This window comes from Bacillus sp. JJ1562, assembly GCF_036962705.1.
Classification (GTDB): domain Bacteria; phylum Bacillota; class Bacilli; order Bacillales; family Bacillaceae_L; genus Ferdinandcohnia.
This window is the reverse complement of the sequence record NZ_JBALOQ010000014.1, coordinates 22,883-44,377: the sequence shown is the minus strand read 5'-3', so window position 1 is coordinate 44,377 and position 21,495 is coordinate 22,883. Positions and strand designations below refer to the sequence as shown.

General features: G+C 39.6%; 18 protein-coding genes and 2 tRNA genes. 2 read left to right on the top strand and 18 right to left on the bottom strand.

Annotated features, from left to right (window positions below):
• Nucleotides 1–54: 54 nt before the first annotated feature.
• The 6 genes from ftsH to spoIIE all read right to left on the bottom strand — a co-directional run bounded on the left by ftsH (nucleotide 55) and on the right by spoIIE (nucleotide 8,431).
• Nucleotides 55–1,995 carry an ATP-dependent zinc metalloprotease FtsH gene (gene ftsH, locus V7097_RS09240; RefSeq protein WP_335703315.1) on the bottom strand — a complete coding sequence of 647 codons (1,941 nt, stop codon included), beginning with the start codon at nucleotides 1,993–1,995 and terminating at the stop codon, nucleotides 55–57.
• A gap of 130 nt (nucleotides 1,996–2,125) precedes the next feature.
• Nucleotides 2,126–2,665, bottom strand: a complete 540-nt coding sequence (hpt, locus tag V7097_RS09235; protein ID WP_335703314.1) for a hypoxanthine phosphoribosyltransferase — start codon at nucleotides 2,663–2,665, stop codon at nucleotides 2,126–2,128.
• A gap of 19 nt (nucleotides 2,666–2,684) precedes the next feature.
• Nucleotides 2,685–4,070, bottom strand: a complete 1,386-nt coding sequence (tilS, locus tag V7097_RS09230) for a tRNA lysidine(34) synthetase TilS (protein WP_335703313.1) — start codon at nucleotides 4,068–4,070, stop codon at nucleotides 2,685–2,687.
• A 63-nt stretch (nucleotides 4,071–4,133) separates the two neighbouring features.
• Nucleotides 4,134–5,162 (bottom strand): serine/threonine protein kinase, encoded by a 1,029-nt coding sequence (locus tag V7097_RS09225; RefSeq protein ID WP_335703312.1) that lies wholly within the window; start codon nucleotides 5,160–5,162, stop codon nucleotides 4,134–4,136.
• Complete coding sequence (locus tag V7097_RS09220) at nucleotides 5,128–5,868, bottom strand: vWA domain-containing protein (RefSeq protein ID WP_335703311.1); 741 nt, start codon at nucleotides 5,866–5,868, stop codon at nucleotides 5,128–5,130. The genes V7097_RS09225 and V7097_RS09220 overlap by 35 nt, the downstream gene beginning before the upstream one ends.
• 76 nt (nucleotides 5,869–5,944) lie before the next feature.
• Nucleotides 5,945–8,431, bottom strand: a complete 2,487-nt coding sequence (gene spoIIE, locus V7097_RS09215) for a stage II sporulation protein E (protein ID WP_335703310.1) — start codon at nucleotides 8,429–8,431, stop codon at nucleotides 5,945–5,947.
• 338 nt (nucleotides 8,432–8,769) lie between these two features.
• On the opposite strand from spoIIE, the gene V7097_RS09210 reads away from it, so the two are divergent.
• Nucleotides 8,770–8,846 (top strand) — tRNA-Met (locus tag V7097_RS09210).
• A 9-nt stretch (nucleotides 8,847–8,855) separates the two neighbouring features.
• A tRNA-Glu gene (locus V7097_RS09205) sits at nucleotides 8,856–8,927 on the top strand.
• A gap of 188 nt (nucleotides 8,928–9,115) precedes the next feature.
• Here the strand turns inward: V7097_RS09205 and V7097_RS09200 are convergent.
• The 12 genes from V7097_RS09200 to V7097_RS09145 form a co-directional block, all read right to left on the bottom strand.
• The gene (locus V7097_RS09200; protein WP_335703309.1) at nucleotides 9,116–9,538 is read right to left on the bottom strand and encodes a S1 domain-containing RNA-binding protein; all 423 of its coding nucleotides are present in this window, start codon (nucleotides 9,536–9,538) and stop codon (nucleotides 9,116–9,118) included.
• An 80-nt stretch (nucleotides 9,539–9,618) separates the two neighbouring features.
• A complete protein-coding gene (locus tag V7097_RS09195) occupies nucleotides 9,619–9,993 on the bottom strand; it encodes an FtsB family cell division protein (protein WP_335703308.1) in 375 nt (124 codons plus the stop codon).
• Between the two features lie 19 nt (nucleotides 9,994–10,012).
• Nucleotides 10,013–10,648 (bottom strand): spore cortex biosynthesis protein YabQ, encoded by a 636-nt coding sequence (gene yabQ / locus V7097_RS09190; RefSeq protein WP_335703307.1) that lies wholly within the window; start codon nucleotides 10,646–10,648, stop codon nucleotides 10,013–10,015.
• Nucleotides 10,645–10,950, bottom strand: coding sequence for a sporulation protein YabP (gene yabP / locus V7097_RS09185; protein ID WP_335703306.1), 306 nt, complete (start codon nucleotides 10,948–10,950; stop codon nucleotides 10,645–10,647). Before yabP ends, yabQ begins: the two co-directional genes overlap by 4 nt.
• A gap of 112 nt (nucleotides 10,951–11,062) precedes the next feature.
• A complete protein-coding gene (locus V7097_RS09180) occupies nucleotides 11,063–11,323 on the bottom strand; it encodes an RNA-binding S4 domain-containing protein (RefSeq protein ID WP_335703305.1) in 261 nt (86 codons plus the stop codon).
• A gap of 318 nt (nucleotides 11,324–11,641) precedes the next feature.
• Nucleotides 11,642–13,090, bottom strand: coding sequence for a nucleoside triphosphate pyrophosphohydrolase (mazG, locus tag V7097_RS09175; protein ID WP_335703304.1), 1,449 nt, complete (start codon nucleotides 13,088–13,090; stop codon nucleotides 11,642–11,644).
• Nucleotides 13,087–14,712, bottom strand: coding sequence for a putative polysaccharide biosynthesis protein (locus V7097_RS09170; protein WP_335703303.1), 1,626 nt, complete (start codon nucleotides 14,710–14,712; stop codon nucleotides 13,087–13,089). Before V7097_RS09170 ends, mazG begins: the two co-directional genes overlap by 4 nt.
• Nucleotides 14,713–15,050: 338 nt before the next feature.
• Complete coding sequence (gene spoVT / locus V7097_RS09165; protein WP_335703302.1) at nucleotides 15,051–15,587, bottom strand: stage V sporulation protein T; 537 nt, start codon at nucleotides 15,585–15,587, stop codon at nucleotides 15,051–15,053.
• A 233-nt stretch (nucleotides 15,588–15,820) separates the two neighbouring features.
• Nucleotides 15,821–19,357, bottom strand: a complete 3,537-nt coding sequence (mfd, locus tag V7097_RS09160; protein ID WP_335703301.1) for a transcription-repair coupling factor — start codon at nucleotides 19,355–19,357, stop codon at nucleotides 15,821–15,823.
• Nucleotides 19,358–19,484: 127 nt separating this feature from the next.
• Entirely contained in the window at nucleotides 19,485–19,715 is a 231-nt protein-coding gene (locus V7097_RS09155; RefSeq protein ID WP_335703300.1) for an anti-sigma-F factor Fin family protein, read from the bottom strand.
• Between the two features lie 291 nt (nucleotides 19,716–20,006).
• Complete coding sequence (pth, locus tag V7097_RS09150) at nucleotides 20,007–20,567, bottom strand: aminoacyl-tRNA hydrolase (protein WP_335703299.1); 561 nt, start codon at nucleotides 20,565–20,567, stop codon at nucleotides 20,007–20,009.
• A gap of 229 nt (nucleotides 20,568–20,796) precedes the next feature.
• Nucleotides 20,797–21,426 carry a 50S ribosomal protein L25/general stress protein Ctc gene (locus tag V7097_RS09145; RefSeq protein WP_335703298.1) on the bottom strand — a complete coding sequence of 210 codons (630 nt, stop codon included), beginning with the start codon at nucleotides 21,424–21,426 and terminating at the stop codon, nucleotides 20,797–20,799.
• Nucleotides 21,427–21,495: the final 69 nt, after the last annotated feature.

The window sequence follows — 21,495 nt, the reverse complement described above, 5'->3', positions numbered from 1 at the left end:
AGCTTAAATGACACAAAAAAGGTGCCTACGTTAGGTTGTAGACACCTTTTAGGATTACTCTTCTTTATCTTTGTTTTCGCCTTCCGTTACTTCCTCTTCTTTTTTAGAGCTAATCGTAACTTTTACATCTTCTTTTGGTTTATCTGCATCGTTAGAAGCGACTGGTCGGTCAGGTAGTTTACCTTCTTCGAACAAGCTCTTAATTTGGGCAGCATCTAAAGTTTCAACCTCAAGTAATGTTTCTGCGATAAGTTTAAGTTTATCTTGATTTTCAGTAAGAATTTGTCTTGCTTTTTCATAGCTTTCTTTAATAAAGCGTTGAATCTCTAGATCAATTTCGTGCGCAATTGCATCGCTGTAGTTTTGCTCATTGTGGATGTCACGTCCTAAGAACACTTGACCACCCTGTGCCTGGCCGAATTGTAGTGGACCAAGTTTCTCACTCATTCCATATTCGGTAACCATTTTACGAGCAATACCTGTGGCACGTTGGAAGTCATTGTGGGCACCTGTACTCACTTCCCCAAATGTGACTTCTTCCGCTACACGACCACCTAAGAGACCTGTGATTTTATCTAACAATTCAGGCTTTGTCATGAAGTAACGGTCTTCCTTAGGAAGCATTACTGCATAACCGCCTGCTTGACCACGAGGGACAATTGTGACCTTATGAACCAAGTCCGCTTCATCAAGTACCATTCCAATAACGGTATGCCCCGCTTCATGGAAGGCCACGATATTGCGTTCTTTTTTCGAAATAACTCGATTCTTTTTCGCAGGACCTGCAATGACACGGTCTGATGCTTCATCAAGATCGGTCATATCAATTTTCTTTTTGTTTTGTCGAGCTGCAACAAGTGCTGCCTCGTTAAGTAAGTTTTCCAAGTCCGCACCGGAAAATCCTGGTGTTCTTGCAGCGATTGCCTTTAAATCAACAGATTCATCAAAAGGCTTGTTACGAGCGTGAACTCGTAATACCGCTTCTCTTCCTTTTACATCTGGACGGTCAACTGTGATTTGACGGTCAAAACGTCCCGGACGTAAAAGAGCTGGGTCAAGAATGTCTGGGCGGTTTGTCGCTGCAATAATGATGATTCCTTCATTTGCACCGAATCCGTCCATCTCAACTAGTAATTGGTTTAAGGTTTGTTCGCGCTCATCATGACCGCCACCAAGACCTGCACCACGCTGACGACCAACTGCATCAATTTCATCTATAAAAATGATACATGGAGCATTTTTCTTTGCATTTTCAAATAGGTCACGTACACGTGAAGCACCGACCCCAACGAACATTTCAACGAAATCCGAACCACTAATGGTGAAGAATGGAACTCCTGCTTCACCAGCAGCCGCACGGGCAAGCAATGTTTTACCTGTACCAGGAGGTCCAACAAGGAGGATCCCTTTTGGAATTCTTGCACCTAGTTCAGCAAACTTTCGAGGGTCTTTCAAGAACTCAACTACTTCAATAAGCTCTTGCTTCTCTTCGTCCGCACCTGCAACATCTTTAAATCTAACCTTTTTCTTTTCTTCGCTATATAACTTTGCTTTACTCTTACCAAAATTCATAACCCTACTACCGCCGCCTTGGGCTTGATTAAGTAGGAAGAAGAATAAAATAAAGATAATAACAAATGGAATAATCGACGTAAAGAAGGTTACCCAACCACTGGTTTCCTTTGCTTTAAGTATATCGACCTCTGCGATCTTCGCAGCCTCAGTAATCCGATCAACTTCATTTTGGCTACCGATGATGTTAGTGACAAAGAATGTATCCTTATCATAGCTCTTTAACTGCCCTCTAACCTCATAGACGCCTCTTTCAGGTTGGATCGTAATATTTTTTACATCTCCTGCTTCGAGATGTTGAACAAACTTGCCATATTTCATCACTTCGGGCTGGCCACCTGCTCCTTGGAAGAAGCTAACCACACCGATAATGACTAAAAATATGAGTAAATAGAATATGACATTTCTGAAAATCCGATTCATCCCTTACCTCCTCCCACGGTGAACAAACTATAGTAAATAGTATCATAGATAATAATTGCTATTCAAATGATATACGTTTAACCCGCAAATTGGTTTCAAAAAAAGTCCAAGTTTTTTAGTAGGAAATGAACTATTCTGAATACACCTCAGGTTTTAACACACCGATATACGGTAAATTACGATACTTTTCGGCATAATCTAGACCGTACCCTACAACAAATTCATCTGGAACAATAAATCCGACATAGTCTGCGCTAATATCGGCTTTTCTTCCCGTTGGCTTATCCAAAAGTGTAACAATTTTAATGGACTTTGCTTTACGATAACGGAATAATTCAACGATGTAGCTTAATGTAAGACCACTATCGATAATATCCTCAATAACGAGAATATCTCTTCCTTCAACAGATGTATCTAAGTCCTTGATGATTTTCACTTCACCGGAAGAAACTGTTGAGTTTCCATAGCTTGACACATCCATAAAATCCATTTCTAAGTATGCATCTACTCTTTTTAACAGATCGCCCATGAAAGGCATAGCCCCTTTTAAAATTCCAATGGCTAAAGGAAATTTGTCCTTATAATCCTCTGTTAAAGTATTGCCTAATTCCTTAATTTTTTGCTGAATTTCTTCTTCGCTAAATAAAACCTTCTCAATATCCTGCTTCATTCTTTTAAAGCCCCCTAAATCATTGCGTGTATTGTAGTACGATATAGTGTGATTTTGTTTTACAAGTTGCTTCATACGATGACTTTTTTAATCCTGGAAGCCACAAAATCTTTCCTTGTTCATCCTCGACAATCGGCCAATGGTCACGTCTGTGAAGAGGTATTTTTTCATCAATGAAAATATCCTTCACTTTTTTAGACCCATTCATTCCTTTAAGTCTCATTTTATCTCCAATTTTTCTCGTTCGGACATAAATTGGCAATTGGATAGTGTCTGGGTCAATGACGAAACAGTCATTTCCGACCAATCTCCCGGGATAGTTCTTCCACACTTGACTCTTTATTTCACTACCATCTTCAAGTTTATAAAGCCCAGGTGTATCAATGTGAAATCGATAGGGGCTTACTTTTTCCTTACAATCCGTATAAGTATATGTACAACTCTCATAAGATTTCACAATTCGCAAACCAGCAGGAAAATGCAATTCTCCGGATGGATGATCACTCGCCAAGAAGGTTAACAAATTGTCAATATGTACGGCAGAAAGAGAAGGAGGAAGTTCTTTGTAGAGATAGTTTAATATTAGTTGAATCCCTCTTCTTTGTAAAGATTTTGGTATCTCCAAAAATGGGGGAATTTCAATCTCTATTTCGTTGTCCTCTTTCCTTTTCATTACTTTATTCATTTTCTCAATTGTTAATTCATCTAAAACTTCATTATCCTCTGTTATGTACTGATTAAATTGCAAAAACTGCTCGTGAACCGCTGAATTTTCTTGTTTTAAAAACGGAAGAACATGATGCCTAAATCGGTTCCTTGTATAATCGTCTTGATCATTTGACGGGTCGTGTCTTGGCGATAGCTTCCAATCCTTGCAATATTCTTCTATGTCCGCTCTTGTCACAGCTAAAAATGGACGAATGATCGACCCACTTGAAAATGGGCGTTTCACCTGCATGCCTGCATAGCCAACTCCCTTACTACCGCGGACTAGACGCATTAAAATTGTTTCTATTTGATCGTCCCCATGATGCCCAAGTACTAAATAATCCGCTTTATGTTTTCGCATGACTTCGTCAAAAAAACCATACCTCACTTCCCTTGCTGCAACTTGAGAGCTTAAGCCATGTTCCTTTTTATAGGATGTCACATCAATTTGGATTGATTCAAAAGGAATTTGATACATTTGACAAAATTCTTTTACATAGAGTAAATCCTCTTCTGATTCTTTCCCACGAAACATATGGTCAACATGGGCAGCAATAACTGTTGATTCCTTCTGATAATGGAATAAATAATGCAGTAACGCGAGGGAATCCGGACCACCGGAAACCCCTACTATTAACGTTGAGCCCTTTTGAATTAATTCATTGTTTTCAATAAATCGGCTTACTTTTTCGATCATTGTCGGACCAATCCTTTTTTGTATCTTAACAGTGTATTTATCGTACCACTTTCCAAGTCATTTTTACAGAATTTGTCCATATAGATAGAGCAAATATCCGAGTGACACAAACAGTAGTAATAATACGGTTTCAAGGGCACCACCTTTTTGTGTCCTCGGTTTTGGTTGTGGATTTGCCCGTGATAAATTAGATAGAGGTTGGGAATGACTAGTTGCCTTTGTCTGAGCTTTCGACTTTCTTGTTGTTCGTGTTTTTTGCACAGGAGTATGATCCTTATTAGCTTGGCTTAATTTCATAACCAAATCTTTACGCATATCTGCCGCCCGGTGATATTTCCCATCAATCGCAGATAAGAGCACGGTATCGAATCTTCGTAGGGAGTCAGTATTTGCGATAATGGATTTTAATTGTTTCACTGGTTGGTCTGTTCGTGTAAAACGTTTTGGATAGGCTGCATTGATGATAATCATCGCTACCGCAAATAAATCATAGCTCGGCTCTGCTTTTCTAGAACCTGCTCCCCAATAGCCACGATCAAAGAACTCCGTAAACTCTTTTATTGCCCTTCCTTGTACAGTTGTTCCTCCGACATCAATACAGCGGATTTTTGGTGAATTCCCCGCAACAAGTAGATTATCAGGTTTTAAGTCACCGAAAACCCATCCTTCCTGATGGAGCCTGTCCAAATCAGAAAGTAATTGTAAGCATAAGATGCCTGTCCACTCTTTTCCTCTTTTTTCGATAAAAGATAAAAAGCTTTCCCCACGAATATATTCCATGACATAAAAGGAGATTGGCGCAAGGAATCCAGGTCTTATCCAATCATCTACATCTATGAAAGAAGGCCCAAGGGCAGAGCCTTGGACCTTAGAGAAATGTTTTAGCACATTTACTTCCGACGTAATTGTCACGCCATTTTCACTAATTTTTAAAGCCACAGGGCCATCAATGCTCTCAGCTAGGTAGACAATACCATTGGCACCTTGTCCTAAAGGTCTCACAATGCGATATGATTTTTTATGCCATTTTCCAGTAATGACAGTACCGGGAGAAACCTTACATGCCTGACTCTTCGTAGTATTGTTCATCATCACGAGACAACAAACTCCTTAATGATCTTTTTTTCTTGAAGTAGGTAAGTGCTTCCCGGATTGCCGGTCCTGTTGGAGTGATACCACCGGTCGTAAGCTTTGGAAAAATACTAGATAAGGATTCTAGTCTTGGCGTCCAATCTAATACCCTTTCTACTTCGACTCTTTTCCCCGGAAATACGAAAACAGAAAATTGATTGTCTCCCATTCTCGCATTTAAGCTTATTGATAGGTCAAGCAACGCTTCTTTGACAGTTGGCAATTTGTGCTTCATACTTGCACTCGTATCTACTAAAACCAGAACCTCTAAATCAACTGTTTCACCAAGTTCATCTACAACCTCCATCACTTCTCCACGCTGCTCCGGAGGCAGGTCTTCCATTGACGTTTTGGCTCCTAAGATTTGCTGGAGCTCCTTGTTGACCACCCCCTGCAGAGTTTGGGTCATCGCTTGTTTTGTTACCATTTGAACAGTTTGAGACAACTGAGTGGAATAAACAATTTGACTTACGCCTCCACCGGCAGTAGCCATTCCTTCTATTTCCTGCATTCCTCGTTCATCAATCGTATCCTGCTCCACTACACCGATTACATTAATGGTTACTCCTTGCTCCCTAGCAAGAGCTGCCATCGCAATCGGATCTTCCCCTTGATTTGAGCAACCATCCGTAATTAATAGAATTTGCTTCAATGTGCCTTTTTGCACGTTTCATCCCCTCCAACTAGGTAAAATTAGTATAAGGATGGACGAAATATTCATATTTTAAACCCTTTTAATAGAATCAAATTGCCTTACTCTTCGTTTTATGATATCCATATGCAGGGATGGCTGCCCATTTTGGTGTATTATGTTTGAGCTCTGTCACTACAACTGTCATATCATCTTCAATTTGACCAGATCTTGTCCGGATTACCTCCTCCATAATTAGATCCGCAATCTCTTGAGGATCTTTTGTTTGAATTTCTTTGATCTTACGTTTCATCCACATATCATAGTTTTCAACATGCTTTGGACCTTCAAAAATCCCATCGCTCATCATGATCAATAGGTCTCCAGCCTTCAATTGCTCATCTACTACCTCCACTTCAAAGTCCTCTATGATTCCCATCGGTAGATTACTTGCCTGTATTTTACTAATCTTATCTCCTCTCTTAATATAGCTTGGCGTAGAGCCGATTTTTAAGAACTTTGCACTGGCATCCTGTAAGTCAATCACCGCTAAATCAAGTGTTGAGAAAATCTCATCTGTTGTTCGTAATGAAAGAATGGAGTTTACGGATTTAATCGCTACTTTCTCTTCAATTCCAGATTGAAGAATCTTTTTTAACAACTCCAAGGTTTCATTGCTTTCGTAATGGGCTCGTTCACCATTCCCCATCCCATCGCTGATAGCAACCGCATGCTTTCCAGCACCTAACTCAATGGTTGAAAAACTATCCCCTGAGACTAATCCGCCATCCTTAGCAGCGTGGGCTACTCCCGTCTCAATGACATATGCTTTTGCAGAACCAAGTGTCACATGACAATACCCATTTGGATATGCTGAGCATTCTTCCTTTTTCACGAGGATCGTTTCTTCCAAAATATCAGATAGCATCGGTGCAATTAATTTTTCACACTCCCCACTTCCATTGCAATATGGAATACTCAATTCAATATCGACATTTCCTTGTTCGACACTATAAATTTCTACATGCCCAATTTGAATTCCAAACGACTGCAATGCATCTAAGATTTGCTCTTCTAACACATGGTGATTTTCACCTTCCCTTTGAATTTCCTTCGCAAAATCACTCATTACCTGGGAGACACCTAATAATTGGTCAGCTACTAGCTTTCTACTCTCCTTTACTTGTTTTTTTAGCTTTTGATTTGCCTGATAATAGGTCAACTCCTGTTCAATTGCATCAATTACTTTTTTCGATCGTACACAATGCTTGTCCCAGTCTCTCGTAAGCTTGTGATTGTATTGAAGCGAATTTGTATCACATCCATGCATAATATCATTCATAAAGTCATATGTTTTATTAAAGTTCTTGGACCAGCACGCCTCCTTTTTAAAACATGATTGACAGGTCTTTTCCGTTACATTGCTTAAAAACAAGTCGATTTCACGGTCTTTGTCCTCTTCATCAATGGGATATCCATATTCTGAAAAACTATTGGACAAAGCCTCAAACACTGTTGAAAACTGCGAAACACGATTAGCGGTCACATCACGAATTTTCCGCAGATATTGCTGTTGTTCTGCCTGATGCTCAGGTGTCCCTGGAATATTTTTCGCCACTTTGCTTATTAAGCTTTTAGGCGTTAGTAAAAATAATAGAATCGCTACACCGGATTCATATAATGTAGGAATAATTTGACTAGCCCCTTCACCGTAAAGGCCAATTAATAGCGTTCCTACAATGAGGCCAAGGGCAACTCCTGCTTTTTTTCCTTCTTTTAAAAGGCCACCTAGTAAACCAGAAAAAGCTAAAAGACTCATTTGGTACAAGCTCGTTACATTCGCTAAGCTTAAAATAAGTCCGGTTACAACCCCTACTGTTGAGCCTATCGTTGCTCCTGCAACAAACGCAAACAAGAGGACAACATAGCGTGAAAGAATATTGGAAATGGACATCTCATAGACGAGCCATCCCATTGTTCCTGTTAACACAGAGGCAATTAAGATAATCAAACAAATAACTTCTTCCGTTTTAAAGGATTGTCTCCTTCGTCTCTCTGTTAACAATGGTACACTTTGAAGGAAAATGAAGCTTAATATAAAGGCTAAACCGGATCCGACGCCAATCATTACCCCGTCATGGATGGTGATTGATCCTTGAGTAACATAAAGGACTCCCACCTTCGCAATCGCAGATGCGATTAACACCAGCACTGGTAGTACTTTGAGAAAATCTACTTTAAACCTTTGAAGTACCTTATAGATTACAAGAAATAAGGCAATTGATAGAAATGTAAAAATAGTGACATCTGCTGAAAGGGTAAATGATCCTGCGATAACGGCTGCCATCGCAAGTCCCGCTTTTCCTTTTTTCATCATAAATACACTTGCGAAAAATGGTAATGCAAAGGGGGTTAATTCATTCAGGATGAGGGCCCGTCCTAATAAAAACCCAACAACTCCTAGTAAAAGCCCTTTTAATAGAAATAGATTTTCAAGTTTGGCTTGAAAGCGTTGAACCCATCTGGACACTGTGTCCTGCGTTTTTTCAATGTTTACATCTGTGATTGGCCCGCTCAGATTCCTCTCTATTCTTTCCATTTACAAACACTCCCCTTGTTTAATAGTTGTTTGTAATTATACAGTTGAAGGAATTCGTATTTTGTCAAAACAACAGGAGCGAAAAGATAAATCATTCGACTGCTTGTCCAGTATTCCAACAAAATAAATGTCATATGGCGAAATTTAGGATTGTAATTTGGTAAAAATAAGGAAAGAATCATAGATTTATTGTATGTATTATGCGAATTTTTGTATTATTTACCTTCAAGACAAAATATATTGACGAACGAATACACACAAGGTATTATATTACTTGTGCTTACTTACTAGAGTTTGAGAAAGAGATTGTCGAACACTATTAAATAGCGAAAAGACATGGCGGTGTAGCTCAGCTGGCTAGAGCGTACGGTTCATACCCGTGAGGTCGGGGGTTCGATCCCCTCCGCCGCTACCATAAATTTTTGGCCCGTTGGTCAAGCGGTTAAGACACCGCCCTTTCACGGCGGTAACACGGGTTCGAATCCCGTACGGGTCATACAAACAGTGCGAGTAAATGCTCGCACTGTTTTTTTGTAGTTATTCAATTCGCAGAGATCACATTTACCTGAATTCAATTTTTGAAGATATCGGACAAACCCAACATTCATACCATTTTAAAAAACAGTACACAAAAAAGCACCCGATTAGGGTGCTTTATCTATATATTTAAGTTACAGCAGCAGGTTATCCTCTTCTCGCTCCACGCCCACCACGTTTTGACTCAGTATTACGCTTTAAGGAAGATAGACGATCTTCACTGTCCTTCAGAAAGCGATTCATTTTTTGCTCAAAGTTTTCAGTTTTGTTGTTGTTACGTTGGTCGTTTCTGTTATTACGCGGACCATTGTGTCGTGGACGTTGTGGTTGTTGTGTTTCTTTTGCTTTTTTAATGGATAAACCAATTTTTCCATCCTTCTCAACATTAATAACCTTGACCTCTACTTGATCGCCGACCTTTAAATGCTCATTGATATCTTTAACATAATTGTCAGCAACCTCACTTATATGGACAAGACCAGTTGAGCCTTCTGGCAGCTCCACAAACGCTCCGAAATTCGTAATTCCTGTTACCTTACCTTGAACCTTGCTGCCTACTTCGATTGACATAAAAAAAATGCTCCTCCTTAAGTTTAAAAAAAATCAATTTATTATATTATACATAATTTAAAAATCAAGTGTCAATAAGACTAAGACCCATCCCCAACTTTAAAGATGATTTCTCCTTCCTTAGATAGAAAATAATCCCTGCGAATGATCTTTTCAATATACTCATCACTGTTGAGTTTCACGACTTCCTCTTCAAGAAGAACTTGCTCATCTTTTAGTGTGTTGAGCTGTTCTTGTAATTGTTCCTTTTGAGCAGTCTTTTCATTCATTGTCTTATGCTGCGAGACAACCATTGAAATGAGCCCATAAGAAATGATTGTTGCCAAGACGAAAAAGGCAATCAATCTCCTCATCAAGCCTTTTCGTTTCACTTGATGGGCCTGTTCTTGCTGCTTATATTTTTCCATATAGGTTGATTGTAACTGTGTAACGTTTTTCTTTCGAACTGCACTCATTGTAGAGAATGCCTCCTACCTATTGTTTCCTAATCTTCTTCCACCATTTTACCAATATAGGTTTGATATTCTCTACTTTTTTCAAAAGTCCTGCACACTTTTGAAAAATCTTTTCAACATTTTTCGTAACAGTGGATGGCAACAGTCTCCAAACCAAGATTCCAATCCACTTAATTGGTGCAAAACAAATTTTAATGATTATCCAGCAGATATTGAGTAGGATTCTCCCAAATACCAGGATGACATTGAATATCCCCAAAAGAATCACGATAATGAGCTTATAGAGCATTTTAATGGGTCGAACGATGAGAAATTCACCGGTTCGAAGTAAAAATTCGTATAAACGTATAATGGCTTGAATAATATGTTCCAATGTTCTCACATAAATTGATTTTAAAAGGCTTTGGTAAGCGGCAAATCCACATAGAATCGCGATAAATACGTAAAATCGCAGTTCGCCCTCATTTACCAACAAAAGTGTATAAAAGAACAACAGGCCTTGTACAATCCAAAAAAGAATATCATTGATAAAAACGAAGAAATACTTTCGCCTCGATCGCTTTAAAAAGCGTTGATACGTGTCAAGAGAGGCTCCTAGCCAACCCCCCATGCAAATCATTGCGAGTAATGTGTAAAACTGGGTTGACAAGGTCATCTAAATAACTTGCTAAAGAATCCCTTAGCCTTCTCCGTGGAATGTTCGTCCAAATAGTTAATATCATAGACCCTTCCTTTGATTGATACAACTCCTTTTTCCACATCTAGATTTTTCATTTGCAGGTTTTGGCCACGAATTGCTAGGAAACCCATAACAGTTTCAAGTAAAAATTCCTCATTATCAAAGCTTTCTACCTGTTTTACACCTGTTATGTCAAGAAGCTTGCGACTTCTCATGATCACATCATGCTCTTGTACGGTTCCTTTATTGGATGGCGTTCCATCATAGTATTGGTTCATCTTTTATCCCCCACATTCATACTTAAGTAGTCAGAACAACTACTTGTTTAATAGTAAAATGTATGAGTTTATGGTAGGATTTAGAACAAGCCTTACGCAAGATTATCAAATGTTACGCATCTACTTTTTCCTCCTTCAGTACGGAGTAAAGCTTGTTTGCATCTTCTTTTTTTGTTGTTTCTTGAAGATCCTCAATATTTATGGTTACAATTTTCTGACCAAAACGAATAGTTAACTCATCCCCAATTTTCACATTGCTGCTTGCTTTTGCAGCTAAACCATTAATCAAAATTCTCCCTTGGTCTGCAACCTCTTTTGCCAGTGTGCGTCTTTTAATTAAACGTGAAACCTTCAAAAATTTATCCAACCTCATATCCATTTCACCTCTTTCAATCAAATGCGCCTTGGCGTATTTGCGCCTGATTTCTAGGCCCACAGGAAGTGGGTCACGAAGACGTTGCCACATGACGTGGCGTTCTTAGTCTTTGTTCACTTTATCAGGATTTTACTGGCATTTGCCCTCAGTGAGGGCTTAGTGCCAGTTAATGCTGAAAAACTTCCTTTGAAAAATCATGACGTCCGCCGGAGGCTTTATAACTTTATTCACTCCGTATTTGACGCTAATCTGAATTTTATACTTTATTAAACATTCGTTCCACACAATAATAGTTCGGACTCCTGCTGAATAAAGTTATAATCCTTTTTGTTTGGCTTTTTCCCATATGGCATCGAGCTGTTCAAGTGTTTGCTCCTCAAACTTTAACCCTTGTTCTCTAAGTTCCTCTTCTATAAATTGAAACCGTCTTGCGAACTTCTGATTCGTCATCGCAAGTGCTTCTTCTGGGTCAAATTTATAAAATCTCGCTATATTGGTTAAAGCAAAAAGGATATCTCCGAATTCTTGAATGGCATCTCCCTTTTGTTTTCCAGTTACGGCTTCCTTGTATTCTTGTATTTCTTCAAAAACTTTGTCCCACATAGGTTCGACAGCATCCCAGTCAAATCCTACTTTGGCTGCCTTTTTTTGATACTGAACGGCCTTCATTAAACCAGGCAAGCCCTTTGTGACGTCATCTAAAATCGATTTTTCTTCTGCTGTGCTGCCTTTTTCCAATCGTTTGATTTGCTCCCAATTGGTCACGACTTCCTCGGCAGTATCTGCTGATACTTCTCCAAATACATGTGGATGTCTACGGATCATTTTTTCGGAAATCCCGCGAATCACATCATCAATCGTAAACATTCCTTCATCCTCGCCAATTTGGGCGTGTAAGAGAATTTGAAGAAGCACATCCCCTAGCTCCTCCGCTAAATGATCGTCATCTTCACTATCGATTGCATCGAGAACCTCGTAGGCTTCCTCTAGCAAATATTTTTTTAACGACTCGTGGGTTTGTTTTTGATCCCATGGACATCCGCCAGGGCCTCTTAATGCAGCAATAATTCTTCTAAAGGTACGAAAATCATGGTAAAGCAGCTCTTCCTCTTTCACAGGCGGGACATAGACGCTTGTCAGATTATTCACTTCGACTCCTCTATCTAATTCATATAGAGGAACTTTCGTGATTTTTTCATCCTTACTACCCGCTGCTGTTACGATATACACTTCATACTCATCAGGTAATTGCTCCATTAATGTTAACTTCACAGTTGATGCAATGAATTGGTCATACACCTGACAGATGATGAGATGCTGGGTAAGCTGTAATTCATCTTTTTCAAAGGATAAGGCATCAAGGAACTGAAACCCTTCAATTGGATCAATCTTCAACGACGCCAATAACGGGTCAATAAAGCTTTGACCACCCTCAATTTGAACCTCGAGGTTTTTGTCCTCAAGTAAAAGTTGCGTTGTCTTTTCTGCTACCATTGGATGCCCCGGTACAGCATAGATAATATTCTTTGTTTTCGCCTCATTTTTTAAAATAGCAACGATCTCTTCATATACCGCCCCAAATTGACCATGCTTTTCGTAAATCTCATCAAATGATTGATAGGAAATCCCTTCGGCTTCTAATTCCTTAATGACAGGATGCTCCTTCGTCCGAAGATACAAATGATCAGTTGCTAAAAGTTTACGATAAATGCCCAGTGGGAGTTGTGATAGGTCTCCCGCTCCTAAGCCAATAACTGTTATCATACGTTCTTACCCCCTTTAAATAAGCTGATTAGATAGGATCCTTTTGATCCAATTGGGATTTCCGAGAGTTCTTCTTCCGAAAAAACTCTCCCTCTCAGAATAAAAAATAGATAAATGACCCCTCCAATAAAAACAGACGATAATGCTTCAAAGCTAGCAAATGTACGTGTTTCTGCTGCTATCGGAAAAAGATGGTGCAAGCCCCATGAATAACAAAGAATAACGAGCGCCATAGCAGCTGTTGCGAAAAGGACATGGTAAACAAATGTCCAATTACCAAGCACCCCAGGCAGCTTCCTTTTTACAATAAAAATATGTATAACTGTTATGAACCCGAAAGCAGCAAATGTTGCAACAGCTGCTCCAATGGTTTCGTATTTAGGTATAAGTAACAGATTGAACATCCATTTAAAAAACATGCCAATGATAACGACTATGGCAGGTATGAAAGGATCTCCAAGCCCTTGTAAAATCGCAGTAATGGATTGCGACAATGTCGTAAATAAAATCGAAAAACCAATAATCATTAAGACATTTGTACCAAGGTTATTTCGAAACAGCATAATATTTGTTGGCTCTAAGACACATGCAAGACCTACTGCCGCTCCAAGTCCCACGACAATGCTTAATCGGAAGGTGATATCCACCTTTTTTTGAATAAAGACCATATCGTTTCTAGCCTTGGCACTTGCGATTAGCGGGACAAGCGATAATGCCAAAGATGTGGCTACTATTGTCCCAAGCTGAAGCAAAGGCTGACCCCTGTCATAAACTCCCTTTACCTGTTTTGCCACTTCCTCTTCCATTCCACCTGAAACTAACAAGGAGTATACAGTGAAGGAATCGACCAATTGAAATAAAATTAATAATAAAGCACTAATACAAATCGTCATTCCTTGAGTGAAAAGGATTTTGACAATCTCCATTGTTTTGATCGATGATTTTTGAAACAGGCGTTTTTGATCAGTCTTCTTCCTTTTCAGGAAATAAAACAACAGAACAGAAATTGTCGCAAACCCACCTGTAATCGAACCAAATATCGCCCCAGCTCCTGCTTCATATGCGCCATAGCCATAATCCAACAGAATAAACGACATGAATAATATGGTGACGACGCGAATGGATTGTTCTGATACTTGAGAAACAGCGGTTGGGATCATATTTTTATGGCCTTGAAAATAGCCACGGAAAACGGAAATAAACGGCAAGAGTAAAAAGGAAAACGAGATTACCTTTATCAGTGTTGATAGCTCCTTGTCACCCATCCAGCCAGCAACAATTTCTGCTCCCCAGAATAAAAAGCTAAAAATCACAAACCCCATTCCGAGTAATGTCACTAAGCTGATATAGAGTATTTTCATAACAGAAGCTTCGTCATGTTGTTCCAATTTCTCTGCAAGAAGCTTTGAAATAATCACTGGAAATCCATATGTAGAAAACACAAGGACAATTCCGTAAATCGGATATGCCTGTTGATATATGTAAAAACCGATATCCCCCGCAATATTTTGGTATGGGATCCGGTAACCTGCACTTAGTATCTTAGTGATCAAACCAGCGAGGGTGAGGGCAAATGCCCCTTCCCAAATTCGTTTTGACCGTTCTTCGGATTGGACGCTCATCGCCCATCTCCTTCCCTCAAATCAAATACGCCAAGGCGTATTTGCGCCCAGATTTTTTAGGCCCACACGACGTGGGTCACAAAGACGTTGCCACAGGACGTGGCGTTCTTAGTCTTTGATCCTAAGCTCGAAAAGCTTCCTTTGAAAATCTGTGGCATCCGCCGGAGGCTTTAACTTTATTCAGTTGGGTTCAAAACCAGAATGAATAAAGTTACTAATTTCCAGTGTATTATAACATACTTCCCCTAGAATGATTGTGCTTGGTAGGACAATTCCTCCCTAACGGAAGAAAAGGCAGCTAAAGTTAGCTACCTTTTCCATATATAAGTGCTTTTAATTTACTGTTCCATCTGACGCGCTAGGAATCCAGCTGCCGTTTCGACTGCTTTTTGTTCTACTTCTCCAAGCGCTTTTTCTTTTGATAAAATTACAACGGCACCAATTGGATCTCCATTTGCAATTATCGGACCGATTGTATATGATGTGATTGTTTCATCGACACCCTCTACGATGGATACTTGGCGTTCTTCTGTTTCTAAAATAGAGGATCTGTCCTCCATCGCTTTTTCGACTAGTTCACTTATATTTTTATTTAAGTATTCTTTTTTTGAGCCTCCTGCAACCGCAATAAATGCATCACGGTCACAAATAAGTACTTGATGCCCCAAGCTATCATAAAGGGCCTCTCCATATTCCTTTGCAAAGTCGCTTAGTTCACTAATCGGTGAATATTTCTTTAAAATGACCTCTCCATCACGATCAACAAAAATCTCTAATGGATCTCCCTCTCTAATACGTAACGTTCTGCGGATTTCTTTTGGGATAACTACTCGGCCTAAATCATCAATTCGACGAACAATACCAGTTGCCTTCATTCTTATGATGCCTCACTTTCATCTGATGATTAAAGAATAGTGGTGATTGATGTACAATTTGTCTAGATTTGAATAAATCACCATTTGTTGTTGAGATTAGTATCTTACACCAACAGAGTTCTATTCACGATGATCGTGATTTTTCATTATAGGAAAAAATAACCATACAACAGAACTATAGGCCACTCAGACTTTGGTTCTATTCGTCAGAATTTTATACTATGCGAATCAAGTTAAACCGCACTTACATTTTCCTTTTTTACATTTTGTAACCCTTTAACCATATCATGGATAATGCCTAACCATTGGTTTTCATCTAATCCCTTTGTTTGGATGACAATTTTTAACTTACTGCCTTCCATCCCAAGACCAACCATGCGACCAAATGTATTTCCTAATTTAAAGATCTTCCCGCCATCGATTTGGCTACTTGCCTCTTCCGATAACAGAATCGTGATTTCCTGTTTAACCTGTTTAATAGAGATCACTTGCTCGGCTAATGCAAAGACCTTGATTTTGGCAATTTTGAAGAGATAATCTACCTCTTGTGGGTATTCACCAAAGCGGTCAACCATTTCCTCTTGGAGTTCCTCAACGTCCTCCATTGAAGAGATACCTCTAAATCGCTTATACATATCAATTTTTTGGCGACCATCAGAAATGTATGCGTCGGGGATATACGCATCCACTTCAACATCGATTTCTACACTGGCTTGTTTAACAGCAGTCTTATCGCCCTTACGTTCCTCAATGGCTTCTTTCAGCATTTGTGAGTAAAGGTCAAATCCAACAGAATCGATAAATCCATGCTGCTGAGCTCCTAAAATATTACCTGCACCTCGAATAGACAAATCACGCATTGCAATTTTAAAGCCTGATCCAAGCTCAGTAAATTCTTTGATAGCTTGGAGTCGTTTTTCAGCGACTTCGTTCAAGACCTTATCCTTCCGATACGTAAAATACGCGTATGCAACACGATTCGAACGTCCTACACGACCTCTGAGCTGATAGAGCTGTGAAAGACCCATTCTGTCTGCGTCCTGAACAATCAATGTGTTTACGTTTGGAATATCAACACCTGTTTCAATAATGGTTGTTGTCACAAGGACATCAAATTGACCATCCAGAAAATTCAAAATCACTGATTCAAGTTCATTCTCAGTCATTTTTCCGTGAGCATAAGCAATTCTTGCATCAGGAACAAGCATGGAGATCTCTTCTGCCTTACGCTCGATATCCTCAACACGGTTATATAAAAAGTACACTTGACCGTCCCTTGCCATCTCCCGTTCAATCGCTTCTCTGATGAGTTCACCGTTGTATTCAACAACGTATGTTTGCACAGGGAATCGATTCTCAGGTGGAGTTTCAATAACAGACAGGTCACGAACACCAAGCATGGACATATGAAGTGTCCGTGGGATCGGTGTAGCCGTCAATGTAAGAACGTCAATATTTGCTTTTAATTGCTTGATTTTTTCCTTATGTGTAACACCGAAACGTTGTTCCTCATCAATAACTAATAGGCCTAGATCCTTATAGGTAATATCCTTAGACAAGAGGCGATGTGTTCCGACAACGATATCAATTGTCCCCGCTTTCAGTCCTTTCATAACCTCTGTTTGTTGTTTCTTTGAACGGAAACGACTTAATTGTCCAATTGAAATCGGGAAGTCCTGAAACCTTTCTCGGATCGTTTCATAATGCTGTTGTGCCAAAATCGTTGTTGGAACTAGGATGGCTACCTGCTTTCCATCCATGATTGATTTGAATGCAGCACGAATCGCAACCTCTGTCTTTCCATAGCCTACATCACCGCAAAGAAGTCGATCCATTGGACGCTCTCGTTCCATATCCTTTTTAATTTCATGAATCGACCTTAACTGGTCCTCCGTTTCTTGATATTGAAAGGATGCCTCAAAATCTCGTTGCATTTCTCCATCTGGGGAGAAAGCGAATCCCTTACTTGCTTCACGCTCAGCATAAAGCTTAATTAAATCATCAGCAATATCCTGTACCGATGATTCAACCTTCTTCTTAACACGCTTCCAGTCGGTACCACCTAATTTGTAAAGCTTCGGTTCCTTGCCTTCAGAGGCAACATATTTTTGCACCAGCTCAATTTGCTCTACCGGTACATAAAGCTTGTCATTTCCTTGATAGCGAATATGCAAATAATCCTTATGGATGCCATTGATTTCTAATGTTTCAATTCCTAAATACTTCCCAATCCCATGGTTAACATGAACAACGTGGTCGCCGACATGTAATTCGGAATAGCTTTTAATCCGTTCTGCGTTGGATAGCTTTTGCTTACGTTTTGTTTTTTGCATCTTTTTCTTAAAAAGCTCTTCCTCCGTGATGACCGCTATTCGTTGTAAAGGCAATTCAAAACCATCCTGAAGGTCCCCAAGCAGGATTTGTGCTTTTCCTAGCAAAATATCTCCATTGCTTTTACTAGTTGATACATTGATTTCATAGTCAGACAAGACCTGCTCAAGCTTTTTCACCCGCTCCTCATTTGAACCGAGGAAAATAACAGAGTAATTCCCTTTCTGCCAACGCTCTAGCTCTGTTTTTAGAACATGCATCTGGCCGTGGAAATTTTGCATCTGTTTACAGGACATATTTAAGATGTTCTGTGGGCTAGTATGAGGCACGTGCCTTAGAAAAAGAGATAGATACACCAAAGGATTATTTGATTGTTGAAGAAGCTTAGTAAACTGGTGTGACAAGGTAATATTATGGATGATCTCACCTTGTGATAAAAGACTTGTAACCCATTCTGCTTCTTCCTTATCCAGACTATCTGCCATGTCCTGGATTCTACTAATTTCATCTAAGATTACGAGACCATTTTTAGGTAAATAGTCTAGTAAACTAGCAGGCTGGTCATAGATAAGGGATAGATATTTAAACATTTGCTGTAAAACTTGCCCATTCTTAAATTGTTCAAGCTCGTAAGAAATATTTTCTATTAATAGTTCCTTTGCCTTTTCATCCTTAACCTTCTTTAAGCTTTTGGCTAGTCCTTCTTCTAATGCATGTACGCCTTTTTCCATATTTGTTGGCGTCAGAAGAATTTCGGTTGCAGGTCCAAGCACGACCGAGTTGATTTTTCCTTGTGAACGTTGATCCTCTAGTGAGAATGTGCGGATTGAATCCACTTCCGTATCAAATAACTCAATCCGAACCGGATTTTCCTCGGTTAACGGGTAGATATCGAGAATCCCACCTCTCACACTGTATTCACCCGGTGCTGATACCATTGATACCCGTTCATACCCCATCGCAACGAGTTTTTCTAGTGTGTCTTCAACTTCAATATCATTTCCGACCGTAAATGTCAGCTGACTTTTCTTCCATAACGTTTTAGGCGGAAGTAGCCTTTTTAATCCTGCAATCGGTGCAATAATGACCCCTTTAGATTTGTGGCTCCAATAATTCAGGGCTTCAATTCGTTGCCCTTTAAGCTCAGGGCTTGCGATTCCAATTTCTGATGCAATTAATTCATTAACAGGATAGAGGTAAACCTCATCTTCCTCTAATAGCCCATTTAAATCCTCATAAATTTTTTGAGCCTGGAACAAATTATGAGTGACAACAAGGATAGGGCGTTTTGTTTGTCTATAAAGCGCTGCCGTAAGCACGGTGCGAGCAGACCCGGATAAACCGGCAATTAACTGCTCCCGTAAGCCCTCATCTATTCCATTTATGATTGATTTTAATTCGTCATTGTTTCCAACATATTGCTGTAATCCCTTAAGCAACTCGGTTACCCCCTCTCTAAGTTCGTAGTCTATCCTTTGATTTCAATCGAACTTAGGAATCTCAAGTCTTTATCTTAAAATAAATAGAAAAACGCTTTGGTGTGTCGGCCAAAGCTTTTTTCTTATTTTATTGAATAAATGATTCAAATTGATGATAATCAGGGTTACGCTGCAATGCTTCCTGACAATCCTCACATATTGTCTTTACATGAATGTCGCCATTTGTTTGGTATGAAATCATCTCTTGACGTTCTTGATCTGTTAATTGATGGAACCCGAGACTTTCACTATGTAGGGACAAGCTATCAATGCTACCAACCTTCACACCACAATGTCGACAATGGTAGTGTAGTGACATAAGAATCCTCCTCGTGAGATTACGACTCAAAAGTTTATACATTCTAGTATAAACCTCGAAAAGATTCTTTATTCACAACTACTAATTATCAGATGCGCCTTGGCTTATTTGCGCCCGATTTTTAGGCCCACAGGAAATGGATCATAAAGACGAAGACATCAGGATGTGGCGTTTTTAGTCTTTGATCTTACTGCTTGAAAAATTCCCATTAAAAAACCGTGGCATCTGCCGGAGGCTCTAACTATATTAAGTTGGGCTGAACCCCGACTGGATATAGTTTATCATACTACACTAGTCATTAAATTCATTCATTACCTGTAAAAATGGTGTTGACACCCACTTTTCTGCAGCCTCTGCTGACTTCTGGATCGCATCCTTTATATCCTCTGACTCCTCTGCATGAAATCGCCCTAAGACATAATCAGCTATTTTCATCCCATTTGTTGGACGGTTGATTCCAATTCGAATGCGCTTAAACTCTTGAGTGCCCAAATGGTTGATAATTGACTTCATACCATTATGGCCACCAGCACTTCCTTTTTCACGGAGCCTGATCTTTCCTACAGGAAGGTCAAGCTCATCATATACAATTAGTATGTCATCTACTAGAATATCATAATAATCCATAAGTGGCCTGATACTTTCTCCCGATAAATTCATATATGTAAGGGGCTTTAAAAGTAGAACCTTCTCCCCATTTACTAGGCCTTGTCCAAACCCCCCGTTGAATTTTGCTTTGTCTAGAGAGATATGTAATTTGTCTGATAGCTCATCGATAACCTTAAAGCCGACATTATGTCTTGTTTCCTCATACTGCCTACCTGGATTTCCTAACCCAACAATTAGCTTCATGTTTATTTCCCCCATTTAATCAAATGCGCCAAGGCGTATTTGCTCCCAGATTTTATTCGAGCAGGCTCGAAAAACTTCCTTTAAAAAATCTGAGGCATCCGCCGGACGCTTAACTTTATTCAGAGGGTTAACCCCCTTGAATAAAGTTATATAAAAGGCTAGCGTGCCTGTGGCAAAAGGACGTAACCGTATTGATTACGTCCAACCTTTTCGTCCTTTTTAAGTTACATTACTCGGATTCGTTGGTTTCTCTGCCTTCTAGATTTTCTGGTTCACCAGGCTCTTGCTCTTCGCCTGTACTAATCTCTTCTTCCTGTCTAGGAGCTAGTACAGATGCCACAACCTGAGACAAGTCCTGATTAATGGTATATTTACCTTTCGTATCTATATCATCAAGCTTAATAACATCCCCAACCTCTACCTGTGACACATCGACATCAATGGTTTGTGGAATGTCGGTAGGAAGGGCAGAAATCGATACCTGATGAATCGACTGCTGAAGCACTCCACCATCCTTCACACCAACTGCGTCCCCAACTAAATTAATATTCACATCTACAGTTACCTCTGTTGACATGTTCACAATTTGAAAATCCGCATGAATGATCTCACTTTTAATTGGGTCTGTTTGTATGTCATGAAGCATGACGGAATGTTGGTTATTGTTAATTGAAAGCTTGATTATCCCATTTCTTCCGGTAGCGCGAATCGTTTTTAAAAAGTCCGCACTACTTACGAAAATCGGTTGGCTTTGATTTGGACCATTTAAAATCGCTGGGAAGTTCCCCGCTTGTCTAATTTTTGTTAGTGTTGAATGTTTATCTATTACTCGTTCTGTCGCTTCTAAAACTGCAGACATGTTATACACCATCCTTGGAAGATTTAGTCATATTACTAAATTTCCCCTAAAGATGGTGAAGTAAACCCT